The sequence below is a fragment of the Virgibacillus profundi genome (genome assembly GCF_002287375.1).
Lineage (GTDB): Bacteria > Bacillota > Bacilli > Bacillales > Amphibacillaceae > Virgibacillus_K > Virgibacillus_K profundi.
The window spans coordinates 1-16,920 of the sequence record NZ_NPOA01000007.1 but is presented as its reverse complement, the minus strand read 5'-3'; the positions used below and the strand labels follow the sequence as shown (position 1 = coordinate 16,920).

The following is a 16,920-nucleotide window of genomic DNA, read 5'->3' as shown; positions in this document are numbered from 1 at the left end:
AATAGTCACCTTACTTTGGCGAGCAGAGGTGGCTATTTCTTTTTGTTTAGATGGACAACAGTAATTTTGTTAGTACTATGCTAAATTACTCAATATCCACTTATTCCAAATGCCCAATCATCTCACTTACTTCAGGCTTGCTTTCAATTAAACCAGCATTATAAATCCAGTCTCTTACCTCTTTCCATTTTTCCTCATCTTGTGAACCAAATACTGTACCACCAACTTCCATCTTTGGCAATAATACCTTAAGACTTTGTTTTTCCACTTCCTCATCCAATGGGAAATTTGCTTCATCCTGGTTATTTAATAATATTTCCAATGCTTCATTTGGATTTTCTTTCATAAATGCAAAGCCTTTCTCAGCTGCATTCCAAAAAGATTGGATTGCTTCCTTTTCTTCCTTCCATGTTTCATCACTTGTGATAAGAACAATTTCATTATATTCGGGTACACCATAATCAACTGGATTAAAAGAATTTACATCATAAGCCTTTTGTTCTAACACCGGTACCTCATGATTAATAAATGCCCCAATAACGGCATCCGTATTCCCCGTAATTATCGCCGAATTAAGTTCAAATCCAACATCAATCATTTCTACTTTGCTAAAATCACCGTAATCATGCTCTACCATTGTTTTAAGTAATGCTTCATTCAATTGAATTCCCGGGTAGCCCACAGTTTTTTCTTCCAAATCCTTTGGTGACTTGATTTTTTTATCTTCCAAAAAGACTATATGATTAAGTGGTGAGCGAACGATAGAAGCTAAAGACTTAACTGGAACACCTTCATTGGCACGAGCCATAATAACATCCGGTTGATAGTACAAAGCCAATGTCACTTTTCCAGCTGCTGCCAAATTTAATGGATCTGTGGCATTTGCCGGAAATTGAATATCAACTTTTACACCTTCTTCCTCAAAATAACCCTTTTCCTGTGCTACATATAAATAACTATGCACAGCATTCGGAAACCAATCAAGCATAATACTTACTTCTGTTAGTTCCTGACTAATTGATTCTTCTCCAGCTGTATCCTTTGATTCCTCAGGTAAATTTTCCCTGCCATTAGCACAAGCAGCCAAAAGCAATACTAAAATAAATCCTAAAATCGTACCAAAAACTTTATTCATCATCTATTCCTCCATTTTAAAAAATACTTTTCTATGCTTGTCACGAATAAAAATAATGAAACTCCGACAATCGACAGGAGAAGAATCGGTGCAAATACACCTGCACCATCAAACTGGGTCATCATTCGCCTGCTAAAATAACCGAGCCCTGCCTGAGCACCTAGCCATTCACCAATCGCTGCACCTATGACACTTAATGTAACAGCAACTTTTAACCCTGAGAAAAATGATGGCAGGGCAGTTGGGATATCCAATTTAAAAAATATATCCCTTTTCGATGCACCCATCGTAAAAAGTAATTCCTTCATATCCTTATCCGAAGACCTAAGTCCATCAAAAGTGCTGACCGTTATTGGAAAAAATGTAATGAGCACCGTCACAACCACCTTACTCCAAATCGAATAGCCAAACCACAGAACGAAAATCGGCGCTAGCGCAATAATCGGAATCGTCTGTGACGTAATAATAATCGGATAAAATGTCTTCTCAAGCAGCTGACTCTTATTCATCCAGATTGCCAGACCTCCACCAATCAAAAGAGAGATTGCCAGTCCAATTACCATAATCAGTAATGTTGCCGGAAGATGCTCTAATAATAGAATCCCTTTTAATTCCCATAATTTCAATAAAATATCTGTTGGTGCTGGTAAGATGTAACTTTTATTATAAATCTGTGCACCAACCTCCCAGCCGATGAGTATGAGCAAAACAAGTGATGTCGAAAATATATAATGCTTCATTTTTTCACCTTCAAACGAAGCTGATCGATTAAATGCCCTCTCATTATTACAACTTCCGTCCTTGTTAGATCACGAACATTGCGGGGACGTCTTAATGGAACATGCACCTCTTTTAAAGAAGGATTAGGCTCTTGCTCCAGGATGAAAATCCGGTCTGATAAAAATAGCGCTTCTTCCACATCATGTGTAATAAATAGAATCGTTTTCCTCCGTTTCTCCCATTGTCCAAGTAGCCATTCTTGCATATTTAAGCGAGTGATTGCATCCAATGCACTGAATGGTTCGTCCAATAATAAAATATTAGAGCCGCTTAACACACTCCTTAAAAAGGAGACACGTTGTTTCATTCCCCCAGATAAATCACTTGGGAAAGCATCCTCCACACCTTCTAAACCAAATTCCCCCAGCAGTTTTCTCACTTCATCTATTGCCTCCGCTTTTTTCACTCCTTTTATTTCCAAAGGCAGGATAGCATTATCCATCACAGTCCTCCAAGGCATTAACAAATCCTGCTGAGGCATATAACCAACTTGTCCTAATTGATTTGACATGCTTTTTCCATTTAAATAAATTTTTCCTTCTATCGGTTGCTCAAGGCCCGTAATCAAGCGAAATATCGTACTCTTTCCAGAACCGCTTGCCCCAATAATACTCACAAATTCTCCAGCATTTACCTGAAAATGGATATCTTCTAATATGGGATGTTTATGTATGAGATTCCCTGATGGATAATGGAAAGTAACATCTTGAAATGTTAATACAGCCCTACTCATTTGTCGCCCACATCCTATTCTTGTATTCTACTAATGAGTTAACAAACCCCCGTGGTACCAATATTTTTGATTGAATCAATTCCTCGTTCCACTTTTCTACTTCTGAAATCAATTGATGTAATGCATATTCCATTTTTGTTCCTCCCAAAATGAAAAAACCACTTCTATTGAAAGAAGTGGTTACACATTTTTTTATACTATGAATTTAGTTGACCAATATTTAATACACTTTTTATAGTCATATCATAAATTATGTAACACTTCCCTTCGCTAGCATTATCTAGTGCAGGTTCAAGGGTCAAGACAACAGCCTCTCTCAGCTAAAAAGCACCCCTAGTGTATATATTAAGTTTTATTTATTCTTATTTTCGCATAATAACCCATTTAAATCAATATTAATATATGTAATTATAAATATAGATTCATATTCATCTCCTACCTACTCATTTTACAACCTTCTTTTTTTAATTGTTCAATTTGTGATTGCAGATCCTGATTTAATATAGAACCGCTTTCCTATCCATATTGCAAATCAACTCACCACACTTATGAATAAGATTTACGAGACTCCCTATTATTGATTTTATAGGTTATCTCGATTAAATAGCTTAAAAGATTGCTCAAAATCTATGTATCATGTGTTGTTTTGGAATAAAGTTTGATAAAAACTAAAACAAAAACCTGCATTTTATGGAAAAATCAAACTTAAGTAAAAGCAAATGGCATTTATGTGGGTGTCTCACTTCTTAAATTACCTCTCGTTCTCTTTTAGCTCTAATAAGTGTGCTCTTAGATATTCCAGTCATTTCCTCTACCTGTTTATATGAATTTTCTTCTAACAGCTGCAAAGCGTGTTCAATTTGCTTCTTGATAAACTTCTTAGGTCTCCCTTCCCGAAAGTCCGGATTTTGTTTTGCTATGGCTTTACCTTCCTGTGTACGTTCAACAATCATATCTCTTTCAAATTCAGCAAATGCCATCATAATATTAAAAATTAATCTTCCAGTTGGAGTATCTTCCACAATCCCCATATTTAACACATGTACCTTTACACCACATTCAAATAAATCTTTAATAATATTTATTCCATCTAAACTTGAACGAGCAAATCGATCTAATTTTGTTACAACTACCACCTAGCTTCTGATACAGAAAAGCAATTAATTTATTCTACAAATGACATTGCTGCGCTTTTGAGTTTGAAAGTGTCAACCATAAGAAAGTAAATAAATGTGTTACAAAATATTGGTTTATAAAATAATTGGATTATTTTCTACCTGTTTTACTTAACAATCGCGCCCTATTATGGAAGAATCCATCGAACTTGAACTTAATCTTTTATAGCTAAGTGATGAATGCTGCCACGAACCGGCTTTTCAGTTGGACCATCCAAAAATTTCACAACGATTTCTCCAAAAACCTCACCATCGACAGACAGGTAAATCGCTTCATCCTCCTTACGACTTACTTCCGAATAGCCAAACATGTCTGTTAGTGTACGCGCTAGTTTATCAATTCTCTTCACTGTCATTTCCACAGAACCCATTCCCTGAATTCGATGTTCTTCAGGAATAGCATATTTCTCCCATGTTTCCCAGAACTCAATTTTCTCTCCATTTGATGCAAGCAGCACCATACGTAAGCCCTCTGGATCTTCAAAGTGTAGGGCAGGTCGATTGGCATAAGTGTTGATATCACCATGCTGTACACCGTACTCCTCAAAACGCGCTCTCCTATAAGATAGGCTTGCCTCTGATGGAACGAGTAGTCCAATTTTTGTAATTGCGCTCGTACCACTATAGGTGCGTCCAACTTGAGGCATTTCAAAGAACGACAACTCACTTCCGGGACTTCCTGTTTTATCTCCGTAAAATAAGTGATACATAGATGGGTCATCTTGGTTCACTGTCATTTTCACACGACGTAATTCAAGCATATGGCGGTAAAAGTAATTATTTTGATTTGCATTTTTTGTGATCATTGAAATGTGATGATGTCCAGGGATTGTATACATAAATAATTCCTCCATTTTCATTTTACAAGTCAAGTGATGGTGTAAAAAAATTGCAACCAATAAAAGACATAAAATCTGTAATGACACTTTCTTTAAATTTTTTAAGAACTATACAATCAAGCATAATTCCATTTTAAATTTTCGAAAAGTTCAAAATGGAATTATGCTTGATATTTTATGTAAAATACTTCACTACACTTAAAAACAAAAAGTCATAAAAATCTATAACATGACATCATTTTCCTCTTGAATTTTGTCAATGGCATCACTGAACTTCTTATAATCGTTTTCATTAGCTTTCACAATTATCACCTATTATTAGGATAACCAAAATATATATTCATTTCCCGCCCCATTAAAACATAAAGCTTCCTTTATAATTCCCCTCTTCTAAGAATAGGATTCGAGATATTGGAAAAAATAAAGGTCGCATAAAGATTACTTAAGTGAGGTGAGCTAGTTGAAACTTAAAAAATTGACCTTGGGTATGGTTACAGCAATCCTTTCTACTGGATTATTGTTTGGATGTGGTACAGAACAAGATGAACAGGAGCCAGACCCATCTGAAGAACCTTCTGAACAACAAGATCAAAACGAAATGAAAGAAAAAATGGATGATACCGGAATTCAATAATCAATATTCATGGAGTCTTCGAGTTGAGGGCTTCATGAATTCGATAAAACAAAACTAGAACGTAAAAATGTAGAGCAGTACAGAGTATCTTTTCATTTTAGAGTTCAAAATCTTGACTAGATAACTTTTCAACCAACAAGAAATCAGTCATCCTAAAATGAATGGACTTTAATCGCCTGCCTACTGCAAAGAATGGAAAAAAACAGTATATATTTAATATGGTTATAAAAAACTAACAATGGTTAGGAACAATATTTCGACAACAAAACAAAATAAAGGATGATAAAAATATGAACAATCGTCAAGGTATGATGACAACTTTAATTACTACAGCTGTTGCGGGTGCTGCAATCTATGGTATTACAAGAGGGGTTCAAAACGGAACATTTCAGCGTTTGACTGGGCAATTTTCTAATTTAATGAACAATCCAACCGTTCAACAAATGACAAACCCTCAACAAAACATTGGAAATAACCAGAGTATGCAACAACAACTTACAAACGCAGTTGGTGGCAGTAATACACCACAGCAGGCAGGCAACAACTTAAATAATGAATAATAAATTTAACGGATAGTTTCAGTGAAAAACTCGGAAATAAAGTATACATTAGATAAGATAATCAACAAATAAGATAACCGAATAGTGCTGGTACACCATCCGGCAGTGTGCAATGGCAAGACCTAAATTATAAAATGTCATAAAAAATAAGGGATGATACATATTATACATGACTAATATGTATCATCCCTTTTCCTCTTTGTTTCACAATCGCGCCTGTTTGCTTAAAATCGCTTATTTCTTCTTTATCTGTATCCTTTTTTTAGTTTATCCACTTCATTTTTTAAGCGATCAATTTCTCTATTAAGCGTTCCATAATCTTCTATAACCTTGTCTATAAAATTATCAATATCATCTTCGTTATAACCTCGAAATGATCGTTTGAACCTCATTTCATGAACATCCATTGCAGAAAAGTTAGCTTGTTTTTTATCCATATTAGTAGCCTCCGTGTCTTATAAAATAATTTTAGATTTTTAATTTACAACCACAATCATTGAGTTACTATCTTCATCCACTTTTTCTTCTCCATCTCGAAATCATTTCAACCATTCATTATGCTTTTTCGACAATAGGCTCGAGAATTGAGTGTTTTTTCTTGAGCAATCGGACCCGATAACGGAACAAGCATTGTATTTTATATGGCAGTTATTGTTGATACATCCATTCTGTTATAGTAAAAAAGACATGCAGGATTATATCCCTCTAAATACAAAAAAATCACCCTTTATCTGACTGATTTTCTTTAAAGGTTTCACGGGTTAATTCTATAAAGGCTTGTAACGGTGGTGGTATCCATTTATCCTTATGCCAGGAAATTTTGGTAAAAACAGGTGGTGAAGTGTTTTTCCATGCCAATTCCTCCATCCTTCCCTGTCTAATATCTGACTCGACAGCCATTTCGGGCAGTACGGCTATGCCAAGTCTTGCAATGACACATTGTTCGATGGCTTCGATGCTCCTAAACATTTGTTCAGTAATGGATGATCTGAGGCAGCAACCATTTTAATCTTTTCCCGGGTCAGGGACTCTATACTTAAAGCATTTCCAGGTTTCGATGTATCCATAATGAAGGCACAATCAAGAGCCCCCTCGAATAGCTGTTCCCTGGCCATTTCGTCAGAATGTGCCGGCTAAAAGACGACCCTTACGTTGGGAAATTGATATTTAAACGCTTTGAGGATTGGCGGAAGACGGTCCATGATTTACAAGTTTAATCATTCACTCTCAAAAATTGTTAGAAATTACACCCTTTCTCATGTTTTAAAAAGAACCCATGCCCCTGAACTTTACATCTACAGCAGTAATCCTAAGAAAAATTAGATGTGCTTCTTTTGTACTTATTCTTCGGACCACTTTTTGGTCGTTTAAGTAAAAATAACGCCTTCCCTTTCTGACCAAAGATTTTCTTTTTTTGCTCATTAGAATAAGCAATGTAAACCTTTTTCTGTTTTTTAATCATGCAGAACCTCCCTTTTTTTTAAAAATAAAAAAAGCCGATAAATTCCCACTAAAGAATCAATCAGCTTTTTATAAACCATTAAAAAATACATAGCCAGAGCTATACAAAGTTTTTTTAATTATCTTTTAGTCATTTTGGTGAACTATACTCACCCATTCATCCTCACCCGTAATGCATCGAACTATATGAAGGGCGTACAAAAATAATTGTTTTGCTAAACACAAAACTTTTTTTGCCGAATCTCCATCTATTAAGGTATAACGACTTTTTACAAAAAGGGAACTCTTAACAAAATAACTATGATTATATATTAGCCAAATAATTTTAACTTGTTAAATAATTATAGGAACGAATGCTTTGATATGTTATGATTGAATTTACAATAGATTGGCTTCACATGAGGGGTTGGCGCACCAATTTACCTTCCGGGATATTTCCTATGGAAGGAGGTGTCGCTTATGGATATGAAAGATGTATTAACGCTGATGATTTCTTTCGGCATGTTAATTGCGTTTATCGTGTCCAATAAAAATGAAAAATAATCCCTCATGTGTCTTTGGTCAGGTACTGAGGGATTATTCCTAAGGCGCCCACCCCTCTTGATGGGGTTGGTCTATTGTAACCGCTCCATGTTACTCGCATGGGGCGGTTTTTAATATTGTATGATTATATATATTTATTATACCACGATTTCGCAACTTGTACACCTCTTAGATGTTTATTCAATAAAGCAGCCGTTTAATAAACAAAAAATGAATAAACTGCATGAAATCAATTATAAAAATCCTGATTTCATGCGGTTTTATTTTTATAAATAGAATTAAAACCTATCTGTCCTTGGCCTCCCCCTAGAACAAACACGCCGGGAGGGATAGGAATGCTCCCCTGACCTTGACCACCGCCTGGGCAAAATAACTAGCAATGATAATTTCCGCTGCCGGTGACTCTAATGCCCAATCGTTCACACCTTAACCATAATTTTCTCTTTAAAACCATGTCAATATTCAACAATAGGATCTCGCTGGATTGTTGATTTTAGGAATCCAGCATGTCAACGTAGTTTTATTAAACTATTTTATAAATTATTAATCTTTATTTAAAAAGCCTCATCACAAAATAAATAAATTCATTTTTAAGCCCCTTCAATACAACTTATTTCGATATTATGTACAGGAGGAGATTTTTAATGAAAATTAAATTAACAGGTTATTTAGTTGGAGGTTGTGAATAGAAGGAGTGGGATAATTATGAGAACTATATTTTTGACTATGATGGTTTAATACCTAAAAAATATAATGCTTATGCTGACACTCCCAGTAATAAAGAATGTGATGACATATGTAAGGAATAATCGAGTGAAGTGGTCATTTATTATAAGCATACTTAAGATTTTCTTTAATAGTCGAATACAAAAATAAAACAGGGTACTTTTTTAGTTAACCCTGTTTTTCGTTGCCAATATTTCATGTTTTTTCTCTATTTGAAGCTCTAATTGTGACAATCTCTTTTTATCTTCTAAAAGCTCTTCTCTATTTTGTTGAACAAGTCGTTCAAAATTTGATTTTGGTCGCATAAAATCACTCCTTTACTTTAATGTAGTATACCCCATTTCCATCTGGAAAATTGTGAATACTTTATGAAACTTTGAATTTTACGTTTTTAAAGAACACACATAATACAATAAATTAACCATTATATGCAGCCCAATTCTTTTAAACTTACGAATTGACCGTCTCCAATAATAATATGATCAAGTAGATCAATACCGAACAACAGATAATAAATCTATGGTATTTACTATCTCATGATCATCAACAGAAATATAGCTGCCGACCGCTTCCCTTGCCTCTTTGATAATCCCCATAATATTCTCCTTCCCACAGAAAAGCAGTACCCGATGGCACAAATTCTTTTCTGTGCCACGAGTTACTGCCATCGTGGTGAAATGTAATAAACCAATAATTCCGTTTCATTAGAAGTCTCCCTCTAATTTCCACTTTTATTTTAACGAACCTAGCCAAGAAGTCTCAATCTTCAAGTGTATGAAGCATGCATATAATCAAGAAGAAATGCGGGCTTCATGTTCAAAATTCGCACTAGCCCACTCTCCCTCGCTCTTAAACAACTCATATACAGTCTCACAGTCAGTTGACGGCTCATCTATCCAATTTATTAGTGTACGAATAATAGAGTCTTTATCTGGGAAGTGGTGGATAAAGACTTCAGATTGCTCATACAGTCGTGTTGTCCAAATCTGAGAGCGCAACATTACCATTGAATAATATGTTCGAATGAGTTTACGAGAGAAGTTTTGTGATATTGTTTTAAAATCTTTAGCTGAAGCTGTTTTTAACCTATTTAACGACCGGGTAAGAGCATCATAAATATCACCATTGAATCGGATGGCTATCTCTGATGTAAGTTTGTACGGACCAAATTCCTCTCCTACATCCGCTCCGTATACACAAACACAAAGTTCCTTAAGAAATGCATTTTCATAATAATTTGAGGGATCCATCGCATAGTCGTAATATGCTACGGCGATACCAACATCACGAACCAGAGAATGATACTTCCCGGATAGTTCTCCAGCAAGTTTCTTTATTTCAGCCAACTTAACGGAACTGAGTTTGCCATCAAACATAGCGATAAGGTCTAAATCTGATTTAAGGGCAACAGCTTCACCTCTAGCTACGCTGCCATACACATAAACACTGTGCAATTGTTGGTGAAACAAATTCTTTAGACCCTCAACAGATTCTTGAATACATAGCATATAGACATGTTCAATTTTTTCTATACTCACATCACTGACTATAAATCCGTTTGGATCCAGACCATATCCAGCTTTTAAAATTGTCACTTCTATCTCCTACCCCTTCTCAAAATCCAGCATTTTTAAATCTTTTCTATTTGTTTTTTTCCACATATTGATATTGTTAATTGCATTATTCTCTCCATCACTATATATATTTTCAATTGTCATTGACCATTTTCTAAATACACGTTTTCTTTTATGGCTCAGTCCGCTCGTTTCTGCAACCTCAGCGCTTTGCTCCAGCCGCGCATTAGCCCGTATCAGCAATGGACGCGGAACGATTTCGGGTACAAGAGATTGATAGGCAGCGTCATTAAATATAGACAGGATGCCAAAAAGTATCATAATGACCATTAGCCAACCGATGCTGATGACGTCGAATACCGCTGTCAGGCAAATCATCGTGAGCAGAATGCCCCGACCTATATCGGTTACCACCAATACAAGTTTCCGGTGAATTCGATCAATAAGAACACCTACGGCCAGACCGAGCAGTACATACGGCAGCCATCCGGATGCATTCACCCAACCCACATCTACTGCCGTTCCATGCAGATTTACTACGACTAAAACCTGGAGAGCCAGCGAGGTTATATAAGTGCCGAAATACGATGCTGTTGAGGCTATCCAGAAACGGACAAAACTTTTATGACGGCGAAGATTCATGAGGGCGACCTCCTTATTGAGTCGAAAATTTAGAATGGATTATTCTTGCAAAAATAATTTGATCATTTCCGTGACCCTTCCTCCATTAGTCGAGTAGAAGGGAGCCTTTTTATCTTGCGGTAAAAAACTGGTGCCTGTGCGGCCGAGTATAGGTCGTATCATATAGCGGGCGGGATTCCCGTCGAGTAAGAACTAGACATTCGCTCGTAGCGAGTCTTGGAGGGCTAAAGGGTGCTTTCCCGATAGGGGAGGCGCCCTTTCATGGCTATAATCTATCAGATAACGTCATAGTTTTTATGTCCAACGACTGTCTTGTTCCCTTCAAACTCCAGATCGGTATTATTTTCAGTAACGGATACGATCACTGAATTATCGTAGATTTTTTCGACAACGCCCTTTATCCCGGACTTAAAAGAAATTTCATCACCGATTCCTGCAATATTATTTATTTCCAATGTATTCCCCACCTTTACATAAAGTATCTGTTGGATATTCAATTTCTTTTTACAATTTAACATCCAACGTAAACATCTTATATAAAATCTCCTATTTTAGGATTATAATTCCTAGTTAACATTAAAAGATAAAAGAAGTTTAAAGAAAACATTATAATTACATGACAATTTTGATGTTTTATTTGGTTGCCGAATTTCGAATTGCTTATTTCTTGTTCGTCTAGCCCAATATAACTCTCATACGAACATTTGGAACTTATCCTAATAGACATGTGGAGTACATGTCACTCACAGAAGTTATGATGATTTTAATAAATGAGGTTGGTTCTATCCCAACTATGCTGGCCATAGTCTTCCCGTCCAATGGTATCCCATTTCAACATTTGATCCCCCACCTAAACATCTTTGTCTTCACAAATTTTGAATTAGGGGGTCTTACTTCCCGTTACATCCGGGATAAAGCTCATGCCATAACATAAACATAAGTACTGTCCATATTTTCCGGCTGTAATCCATTTTCCCTAAGGCATGCTGCTCCAGTAAATGAAGTGCTTCCTGTTTTTTAATATATTGTTCAGTAGGACTATTCTGAATGATGTTATACGCCCAATCAAAAATTTCATTTCTTAGCCAATGACGAATCGGTACAGGAAAGCCGAGTTTCTTTCGTGTAAGCACAGAATCAGGTACAATGCCTTTCATGGCTTCCCTTAATACATACTTTGTCGTCCCCCGGGCAATCTTTGATTTTACAGGCAACTCACTTGCAAGCTTAAACACTTCTTTATCTAAAAAAGGAACGCGTAGTTCCAGTGAATGAGCCATTGTCATGCGGTCTGCCTTAACTAAAATATCACCGCGAAGCCAAGTGTGAATATCAATATACTGCATTTTTAATGAATCGTCATAATTTCTGGCTTCTTTAAAAAGCGGACCTGTTATATCAGTGAACTTCACATCCTGCCGATAATCAGATAATAACCGCTTTTTTTCTATTTCACTGAAAATGTTGGCATTGCCAATATATCGTTCGGATAATGGAGTTGTTCCACGCAAAAGATAGCTTTTACCTTTCATGCCTTCGGGAAGAAGCAAAGCAAGCTGACGCAACACCTTTCTGGTAAACCCCGGAAGATAGCGAAATCCCCTTAAAGCAAGTGGCTCCCTGTAAATGTTATACCCACCAAATACTTCGTCTGCGCCCTCACCGGACAATACAACCTTTACATGCTTACTGGCTTCCTTTGCGACAAAATACAGTGCAACAGCTGCAGGGTCTGCGACAGGATCATCCATATGCCACACCACATGTGGCAGTGTTTCTATGAATTCATCAGGTGTAATGACTTTGTGAATATTCTCGACCCCCAATTTATCAGCTGTTTCTTTTGCAGCCTCTATCTCACTGAATCCTTTATGTCTAAACCCAACAGTAAATGTTTTGATATTTGGATTATACTGCTTTGCTAATGCTACAATACTTGTGGAATCAATACCTCCAGACAAAAATGCTCCAACCGGAACGTCACTTCGCATGTGTTTTTCAACAGAATCGTCTAAAACAAGTCTTGTGTCATTCACAAGATCAGTAAATGGTTGATTTACAGGATGAAATATCAGCTCATTATATTGATGGATACTTAGGTCTTCACCTGGTGTTTTAGTCAAATAATGCCCGGCTTTTAATGTCTGTATTTCACCTGAAATTGTATGGGGTTCAGGGACATATTGAAAAGAAAGGTAATGCTGCAGAGCTTCTTGGGAAACTGGATTGTCTGTTTCAAATGCAATCAGGCTTTTTTTCTCTGAGGCAAAAATAAAATAGTCATCTGTTTCTATGTAATAAAAAGGCTTAATTCCGAAAGAGTCCCTTGCAGCAAATAGCCTCTGCTCCATTCGATCCCAAATTACAAAAGAAAACATTCCACGCAGTTCTTCCAGTGCCTTTTCTTGTTTTAAATCATACAAGGCAAGGATGACTTCGGTATCCGAGTCTGTTGTGAAAGTATCCGTTTCTGTTTTCAATGTTTCCTTCAGCTCAATATAATTATATATTTCTCCGTTAAACACGATACAGTAGCGGTCATCCTGATAACTCATTGGCTGACTTCCTTTTTCAAGATCAATAATGGCAAGACGTCTGAATCCAACATGCAAATATTCATCAGAAAATTCCGCATAATCGTCAGGGCTACGATTATGGATGTAATCAATCTGTTCTATCGGCTCAATCACTTCATTATATTGGTCAGGGCAGTTTTTCATTCTTCCCAAGAAACCGCACATCTACATCACCCTCCATCAACTTTTACTAAGGTCATCTGGTATTAATATTCTTTATGAAGCCTTAATATGACCTAAAAAATTGTAAGGTAATTCACCTAATTATGAAATGTGGGTAAAGGTTATGCCGTCTATCTTAACGTGGCTAAAATTTTCGATTTGTTCAAATTGTTGATGTTAAAAATAGAACTCAAGCTTTCTTTTGATACCGAAGATGAGGCGAAGGGCTATATATTGGGATTTGTAGATAAAATAAAGGTAATTGAACCAAAAGAATTACACGATAAGATTCTTAAAAAGGCTGAAAGTGTTGTAGCATTTTATAAGCATGAAAAGTGATATTCATGTTGATCAAAAGTTAATATACTACTGGTGCAGTTTATCACCATTTCGATTCGAAATCTAATCTTTATGAGGTAATTAGAGCTGAAATGGAACAAAGAATTATTGATAGAATGGAGGGAGCTGCTTCTATATTTGACCAGACAGATGAAGCGCTGAAGGCTGCACTCATCACTGGTTTAAACTTTGCAGTGAAAAATAGCATTTATAAGTTAATTAGTGAAGAATTTCCCAATAATAAAAAGGGTAAGATAGAAGCATTTCTATCTAACATAAACTCTAATAAAGACTTACCAATAGAAATTGTGTTAATTTCTATTTGGCGCTCAATTCTCAAGGGTATATCTTGCGACCAAGTAACACTCGAGCAAGGGAAATATCTAATTAATTGGATATTCAAAAGGGAGGACTAGTGCTCCCTTTTTTGCTTTATTCTATTATCATACCCATCTTGCTAAAGAAGCACCTTCCTATAAATTAACGCCTCCAGTTGAACAAGATATGTTAAGTTGGATGGGTATCAAGTGCGATTGTTGGAAGGGTTTGGTCTGCTCTCCAATATACCCATAAAGTTTTTTCTGTAATAGAACAACAAATAACCATGAGTGAGGACAAGTATTACTGCTAAAAGAAGTAACGAACGGTCTAGGAACAAATGAAGCAAGAAAATATTGGCTACAATTGCACCTAGAAGCCAGAGTATTACGAAAACTAACGATCCATATGATTACTCATGATGCAATTCTCTTTCCATCCATTTTTTTGTAAAGTAGGTTGTAAAACCAATAATAAGTGGCACAAAAACGATGGTTGGGATCACCCATACAATTAAACTTACTGCATCTATCTGAAGCAGCTTTGGGGCTCCAACAACGGTAAATGCGGTAACAGTCGCTACACAGCATGAGAGCATGCCAATAATATGTTCTACAATCCAATGTGATTTTCTTGTTGGTGACGATCGCCAGTAATGTAGCTGGATGCCGCCTAAGAAAACACCGACAATTGGGAAATATTGAAGCAACGGAAACCCAGCTACCTATCCATATATACTGATTGCAATGCCGGAAGTTAGCAGCTGAGCTGGAAAAATCAGGTAGAGTTTTACGAAGCGGTGATATCCGTCATTTATGCCCATACCATCCTGCCACTCCACTAAAAATAGAAGTAAAAATGAGAAATCATGAAAAGAGAATTCTTTATCACAGGAAGTTAACCATGAAAAAGTCTTATACTGGGCGCAATTGCTGACTAAGCAGTCCGCCCAGTTCTTCACTAAAAAAACCGTGCCATTATGTTAAAAAGGATTCCCTCAGGGATTGATTAATCGTCCATTATAGCTTTTCCTTGTTCACGTAACTTTTTTAAAGATGTAAGCATATGATTTATTTCTTCATCGGAATGTCTTTCCCATGAACCTAATTCAGCTATAATTTTCAAAGGAGATTTAGACCTATAAGAACGTGTTGGGTTTCCAGGAAATCTTTTGTTAGTTACGTTCGGATCATTTTCAAAATTACCTAATGGTTCTACAATATAAATTCTTTCCTTTGATTTAGATATTGCTAATTCAGCGCCCCATTTAGCAGCATCTACTGTTGCGGTAAAATATATATAGTTGGATTTTTTATCTTGATAATTTGATAAGTATTGGGCTTCTAATAAATCTCCAATTTTTAGTTCTGCTTTAGTACCATGAAAAAAAGGACCATTATCTAAGACATCTCTTTTGTCATTCATACTAATACACTCCTTATATTTTCTTTAGTTACTGCCCTCTTATAAATCCTAGTGACAGAGCTGTTACCATAGACCGCAAAGCACCATGATATCAATGATTTCTCTAATTTGAATATTCTTCTTTTATGATTTAAATACAATGCAATTATAGTATTTCTATAAACCCTTCTGTTCCATTCACCCTGATCTTTTGTCCGTCACTGATCATCTTCGTAGCATTTTCCACTCCGACAACTGCAGGCAGGCCGTATTCACGTGCGATCACCGCTCCATGGGTCATCAGACCGCCAACTTCGGTGATTAGTCCTTTGATGGATACAAACAATGGTGTCCAGCTGGGATCCGTAAAGGAGGTGACTAATATATCCCCATATTCAGGGTTTCCATAGGCCAATTTTCGTTAAAGGGTGCACGTACAATGTTACCTTCCTCATCAGAAAAGAAACTGGTTTAAACGATTTTCTCTGGTGGAAGAATTTCATTGTATACAAATTTAACCCACATTTCATCACTATTAGAAACATTAAACATCCAACCCTTTGGCCCCCACCAGTTCTTTAAATGCTCTGATTCGGTAAATGCCTTGAACACCAGTTCACGTGAAGCATTGAAAGTACAGGTTACTTCGACTCGAGTTAACATTTTTATCCCTCTAGTAATTTAGCTATCACTCTTTTTGTTTCTACTCTTTTGTAGATCCTGAAAATAACGATCCAAGTATCCGAATCTTTCTTCCCACAGTTCGCGTATTGTGCCTACCAGGAATTTAATTCCTTGAAAGGTTCGATTGTAGCTTGTAGATACGTCGATTCGCTTCTATAAAAACTCTGGTTTTCCATCTATTTAAAACTTAATCGACTTAGTGCTATTGTATTTCCTCTAGCGGCACATCCTTTCGATGAGTAGCGATCCACCAAATATGCCCAAATGGATCAATAACTCCCCCACGCCGATCACCTTCTGAATGATTTTTTACAGCCTCCAGTTCCTTTGCACCTGCATCAATAGCTTGTGCAAAAAGAGCATCAGCGTCCTCGACATATAGGAAAATATGCATTGCAGCTCCCCCCAATGACTGTGGACTCTGCATAATCGGGTATTCCGGAAATTCGTCAACAATCATGATTGGCGAATTTCCAATCTTGATCTCTGCATGCTGAACCTTTCCGCTGTCGCTTGTTACACGCATCAACTCAGCTGTTCCAAACGCTTTATTGTAAAACGTTATGGCTTTAGCAGCATCCTTGATAATGATGTATGGTGTCACAGTGTGATGGTCTTTCAGCACGCTTTTTGTT

Annotated in this window: 21 protein-coding genes, 3 pseudogenes and 1 riboswitch; of the genes and pseudogenes, 4 read left to right on the top strand and 20 right to left on the bottom strand. The window is 36.5% G+C overall.

Annotation, left to right across the window (positions count from 1 at the left end; genetic code table 11):
- Window positions 1–100: 100 nt before the first annotated feature.
- From CIL05_RS10865 to CIL05_RS10845, 6 genes and pseudogenes are all read right to left on the bottom strand, one after another.
- Entirely contained in the window at window positions 101–1,135 is a 1,035-nt protein-coding gene (locus CIL05_RS10865; protein WP_240627131.1) for an ABC transporter substrate-binding protein, read from the bottom strand.
- Window positions 1,135–1,875, bottom strand: coding sequence for an ABC transporter permease (locus CIL05_RS10860; protein ID WP_095655563.1), 741 nt, complete (start codon window positions 1,873–1,875; stop codon window positions 1,135–1,137). Before CIL05_RS10860 ends, CIL05_RS10865 begins: the two co-directional genes overlap by 1 nt.
- Window positions 1,872–2,648 (bottom strand): ABC transporter ATP-binding protein, encoded by a 777-nt coding sequence (locus CIL05_RS10855; RefSeq protein ID WP_095655562.1) that lies wholly within the window; start codon window positions 2,646–2,648, stop codon window positions 1,872–1,874. Before CIL05_RS10855 ends, CIL05_RS10860 begins: the two co-directional genes overlap by 4 nt.
- Window positions 2,641–2,781 carry a hypothetical protein gene (locus CIL05_RS22225; RefSeq protein WP_165769106.1) on the bottom strand — a complete coding sequence of 47 codons (141 nt, stop codon included), beginning with the start codon at window positions 2,779–2,781 and terminating at the stop codon, window positions 2,641–2,643. The genes CIL05_RS10855 and CIL05_RS22225 overlap by 8 nt, the downstream gene beginning before the upstream one ends.
- Window positions 2,782–2,893: 112 nt before the next feature.
- A riboswitch (TPP riboswitch) is annotated at window positions 2,894–2,993 on the bottom strand.
- A gap of 401 nt (window positions 2,994–3,394) precedes the next feature.
- Window positions 3,395–3,781, bottom strand: a pseudogene (locus CIL05_RS10850) (recombinase family protein); the annotation flags it as partial.
- A gap of 203 nt (window positions 3,782–3,984) precedes the next feature.
- Window positions 3,985–4,662 (bottom strand): annotated as a pseudogene (locus CIL05_RS10845) (VOC family protein); the annotation flags it as partial.
- Between the two features lie 460 nt (window positions 4,663–5,122).
- Here CIL05_RS10845 and CIL05_RS22220 point away from each other — a divergent pair.
- Both CIL05_RS22220 and CIL05_RS10840 read left to right on the top strand, forming a co-directional pair.
- Window positions 5,123–5,296, top strand: coding sequence for a lipoprotein (locus CIL05_RS22220; RefSeq protein ID WP_165769104.1), 174 nt, complete (start codon window positions 5,123–5,125; stop codon window positions 5,294–5,296).
- A 290-nt stretch (window positions 5,297–5,586) separates the two neighbouring features.
- Window positions 5,587–5,856 (top strand): hypothetical protein, encoded by a 270-nt coding sequence (locus tag CIL05_RS10840; protein ID WP_095655560.1) that lies wholly within the window; start codon window positions 5,587–5,589, stop codon window positions 5,854–5,856.
- A 245-nt stretch (window positions 5,857–6,101) separates the two neighbouring features.
- Here CIL05_RS10840 and CIL05_RS10835 read toward each other — a convergent pair whose 3' ends face one another.
- From CIL05_RS10835 to asnB, 9 genes are all read right to left on the bottom strand, one after another.
- The gene (locus CIL05_RS10835) at window positions 6,102–6,293 is read right to left on the bottom strand and encodes a DivIVA domain-containing protein (protein WP_095655559.1); all 192 of its coding nucleotides are present in this window, start codon (window positions 6,291–6,293) and stop codon (window positions 6,102–6,104) included.
- Between the two features lie 283 nt (window positions 6,294–6,576).
- A complete protein-coding gene (locus tag CIL05_RS22615) occupies window positions 6,577–6,825 on the bottom strand; it encodes a substrate-binding domain-containing protein (RefSeq protein WP_240510170.1) in 249 nt (82 codons plus the stop codon).
- 340 nt (window positions 6,826–7,165) lie between these two features.
- Window positions 7,166–7,318: a hypothetical protein gene (locus CIL05_RS22215; RefSeq protein WP_165769105.1), complete on the bottom strand. Its 153-nt coding sequence runs from the start codon at window positions 7,316–7,318 to the stop codon at window positions 7,166–7,168.
- 1,432 nt (window positions 7,319–8,750) lie between these two features.
- Window positions 8,751–8,891: an FbpB family small basic protein gene (locus tag CIL05_RS10825; protein WP_095655558.1), complete on the bottom strand. Its 141-nt coding sequence runs from the start codon at window positions 8,889–8,891 to the stop codon at window positions 8,751–8,753.
- A 119-nt stretch (window positions 8,892–9,010) separates the two neighbouring features.
- Window positions 9,011–9,091 (bottom strand): JAB domain-containing protein, encoded by an 81-nt coding sequence (locus tag CIL05_RS22915; protein ID WP_369126505.1) that lies wholly within the window; start codon window positions 9,089–9,091, stop codon window positions 9,011–9,013.
- Window positions 9,092–9,377: 286 nt separating this feature from the next.
- Window positions 9,378–10,181, bottom strand: coding sequence for a nucleotidyltransferase domain-containing protein (locus tag CIL05_RS10820; RefSeq protein WP_095655557.1), 804 nt, complete (start codon window positions 10,179–10,181; stop codon window positions 9,378–9,380).
- A gap of 9 nt (window positions 10,182–10,190) precedes the next feature.
- Window positions 10,191–10,802: an MFS transporter gene (locus CIL05_RS10815; protein WP_095655556.1), complete on the bottom strand. Its 612-nt coding sequence runs from the start codon at window positions 10,800–10,802 to the stop codon at window positions 10,191–10,193.
- 275 nt (window positions 10,803–11,077) lie between these two features.
- On the bottom strand, window positions 11,078–11,257 hold the full coding sequence (locus CIL05_RS10810; RefSeq protein WP_240510169.1) for a DUF2187 family protein: 180 nt from the start codon (window positions 11,255–11,257) through the stop codon (window positions 11,078–11,080).
- A gap of 435 nt (window positions 11,258–11,692) precedes the next feature.
- Window positions 11,693–13,543, bottom strand: coding sequence for an asparagine synthase (glutamine-hydrolyzing) (gene asnB, locus CIL05_RS10805; RefSeq protein WP_095655554.1), 1,851 nt, complete (start codon window positions 13,541–13,543; stop codon window positions 11,693–11,695).
- 171 nt (window positions 13,544–13,714) lie between these two features.
- Between asnB and CIL05_RS10800 the strand changes: the two genes are divergently transcribed.
- Complete coding sequence (locus CIL05_RS10800) at window positions 13,715–13,879, top strand: WCX domain-containing protein (RefSeq protein ID WP_240510178.1); 165 nt, start codon at window positions 13,715–13,717, stop codon at window positions 13,877–13,879.
- 92 nt (window positions 13,880–13,971) lie between these two features.
- On the top strand, window positions 13,972–14,295 hold the full coding sequence (locus tag CIL05_RS10795; RefSeq protein WP_095655552.1) for a hypothetical protein: 324 nt from the start codon (window positions 13,972–13,974) through the stop codon (window positions 14,293–14,295).
- Window positions 14,296–14,609: 314 nt separating this feature from the next.
- Here CIL05_RS10795 and CIL05_RS10790 read toward each other — a convergent pair whose 3' ends face one another.
- From CIL05_RS10790 to CIL05_RS10770, 5 genes and pseudogenes are all read right to left on the bottom strand, one after another.
- Complete coding sequence (locus CIL05_RS10790) at window positions 14,610–14,906, bottom strand: hypothetical protein (RefSeq protein ID WP_095655551.1); 297 nt, start codon at window positions 14,904–14,906, stop codon at window positions 14,610–14,612.
- A 299-nt stretch (window positions 14,907–15,205) separates the two neighbouring features.
- On the bottom strand, window positions 15,206–15,622 hold the full coding sequence (gene arr, locus CIL05_RS10785; RefSeq protein ID WP_095655550.1) for an NAD(+)--rifampin ADP-ribosyltransferase: 417 nt from the start codon (window positions 15,620–15,622) through the stop codon (window positions 15,206–15,208).
- Window positions 15,623–15,767: 145 nt separating this feature from the next.
- A pseudogene (locus CIL05_RS10780) lies at window positions 15,768–15,998 on the bottom strand (PEP-utilizing enzyme); the annotation flags it as partial.
- Between the two features lie 74 nt (window positions 15,999–16,072).
- Window positions 16,073–16,264, bottom strand: a complete 192-nt coding sequence (locus CIL05_RS10775) for an SRPBCC domain-containing protein (protein WP_095655549.1) — start codon at window positions 16,262–16,264, stop codon at window positions 16,073–16,075.
- 223 nt (window positions 16,265–16,487) lie between these two features.
- On the bottom strand, window positions 16,488–16,889 hold the full coding sequence (locus tag CIL05_RS10770) for a VOC family protein (RefSeq protein WP_439144839.1): 402 nt from the start codon (window positions 16,887–16,889) through the stop codon (window positions 16,488–16,490).
- Between the last annotated feature and the right edge of the window lie 31 nt (window positions 16,890–16,920).

Bases quoted from the DNA above. Each gene is read 5' to 3' on its own strand.
- CIL05_RS10865 (WP_240627131.1), bottom strand. From the start codon at position 1,135: ATGAATAAAGTTTTTGGTACGATTTTAGGATTTATTTTAGTATTGCTT.
- CIL05_RS22225 (WP_165769106.1), bottom strand. From the start codon at position 2,781: ATGGAATATGCATTACATCAATTGATTTCAGAAGTAGAAAAGTGGAAC.
- CIL05_RS10860 (WP_095655563.1), bottom strand. From the start codon at position 1,875: ATGAAGCATTATATATTTTCGACATCACTTGTTTTGCTCATACTCATC.
- CIL05_RS10855 (WP_095655562.1), bottom strand. From the start codon at position 2,648: ATGAGTAGGGCTGTATTAACATTTCAAGATGTTACTTTCCATTATCCA.
- asnB (WP_095655554.1), bottom strand. From the start codon at position 13,543: ATGTGCGGTTTCTTGGGAAGAATGAAAAACTGCCCTGACCAATATAAT.
- CIL05_RS10815 (WP_095655556.1), bottom strand. From the start codon at position 10,802: ATGAATCTTCGCCGTCATAAAAGTTTTGTCCGTTTCTGGATAGCCTCA.
- CIL05_RS10795 (WP_095655552.1), top strand. From the start codon at position 13,972: ATGGAACAAAGAATTATTGATAGAATGGAGGGAGCTGCTTCTATATTT.
- CIL05_RS10835 (WP_095655559.1), bottom strand. From the start codon at position 6,293: ATGGATAAAAAACAAGCTAACTTTTCTGCAATGGATGTTCATGAAATG.
- CIL05_RS22615 (WP_240510170.1), bottom strand. From the start codon at position 6,825: ATGTTTAGGAGCATCGAAGCCATCGAACAATGTGTCATTGCAAGACTT.
- CIL05_RS10825 (WP_095655558.1), bottom strand. From the start codon at position 8,891: ATGCGACCAAAATCAAATTTTGAACGACTTGTTCAACAAAATAGAGAA.
- arr (WP_095655550.1), bottom strand. From the start codon at position 15,622: ATGAATGACAAAAGAGATGTCTTAGATAATGGTCCTTTTTTTCATGGT.
- CIL05_RS10840 (WP_095655560.1), top strand. From the start codon at position 5,587: ATGAACAATCGTCAAGGTATGATGACAACTTTAATTACTACAGCTGTT.
- CIL05_RS22215 (WP_165769105.1), bottom strand. From the start codon at position 7,318: ATGATTAAAAAACAGAAAAAGGTTTACATTGCTTATTCTAATGAGCAA.
- CIL05_RS10800 (WP_240510178.1), top strand. From the start codon at position 13,715: ATGTTAAAAATAGAACTCAAGCTTTCTTTTGATACCGAAGATGAGGCG.
- CIL05_RS10775 (WP_095655549.1), bottom strand. From the start codon at position 16,264: ATGTTAACTCGAGTCGAAGTAACCTGTACTTTCAATGCTTCACGTGAA.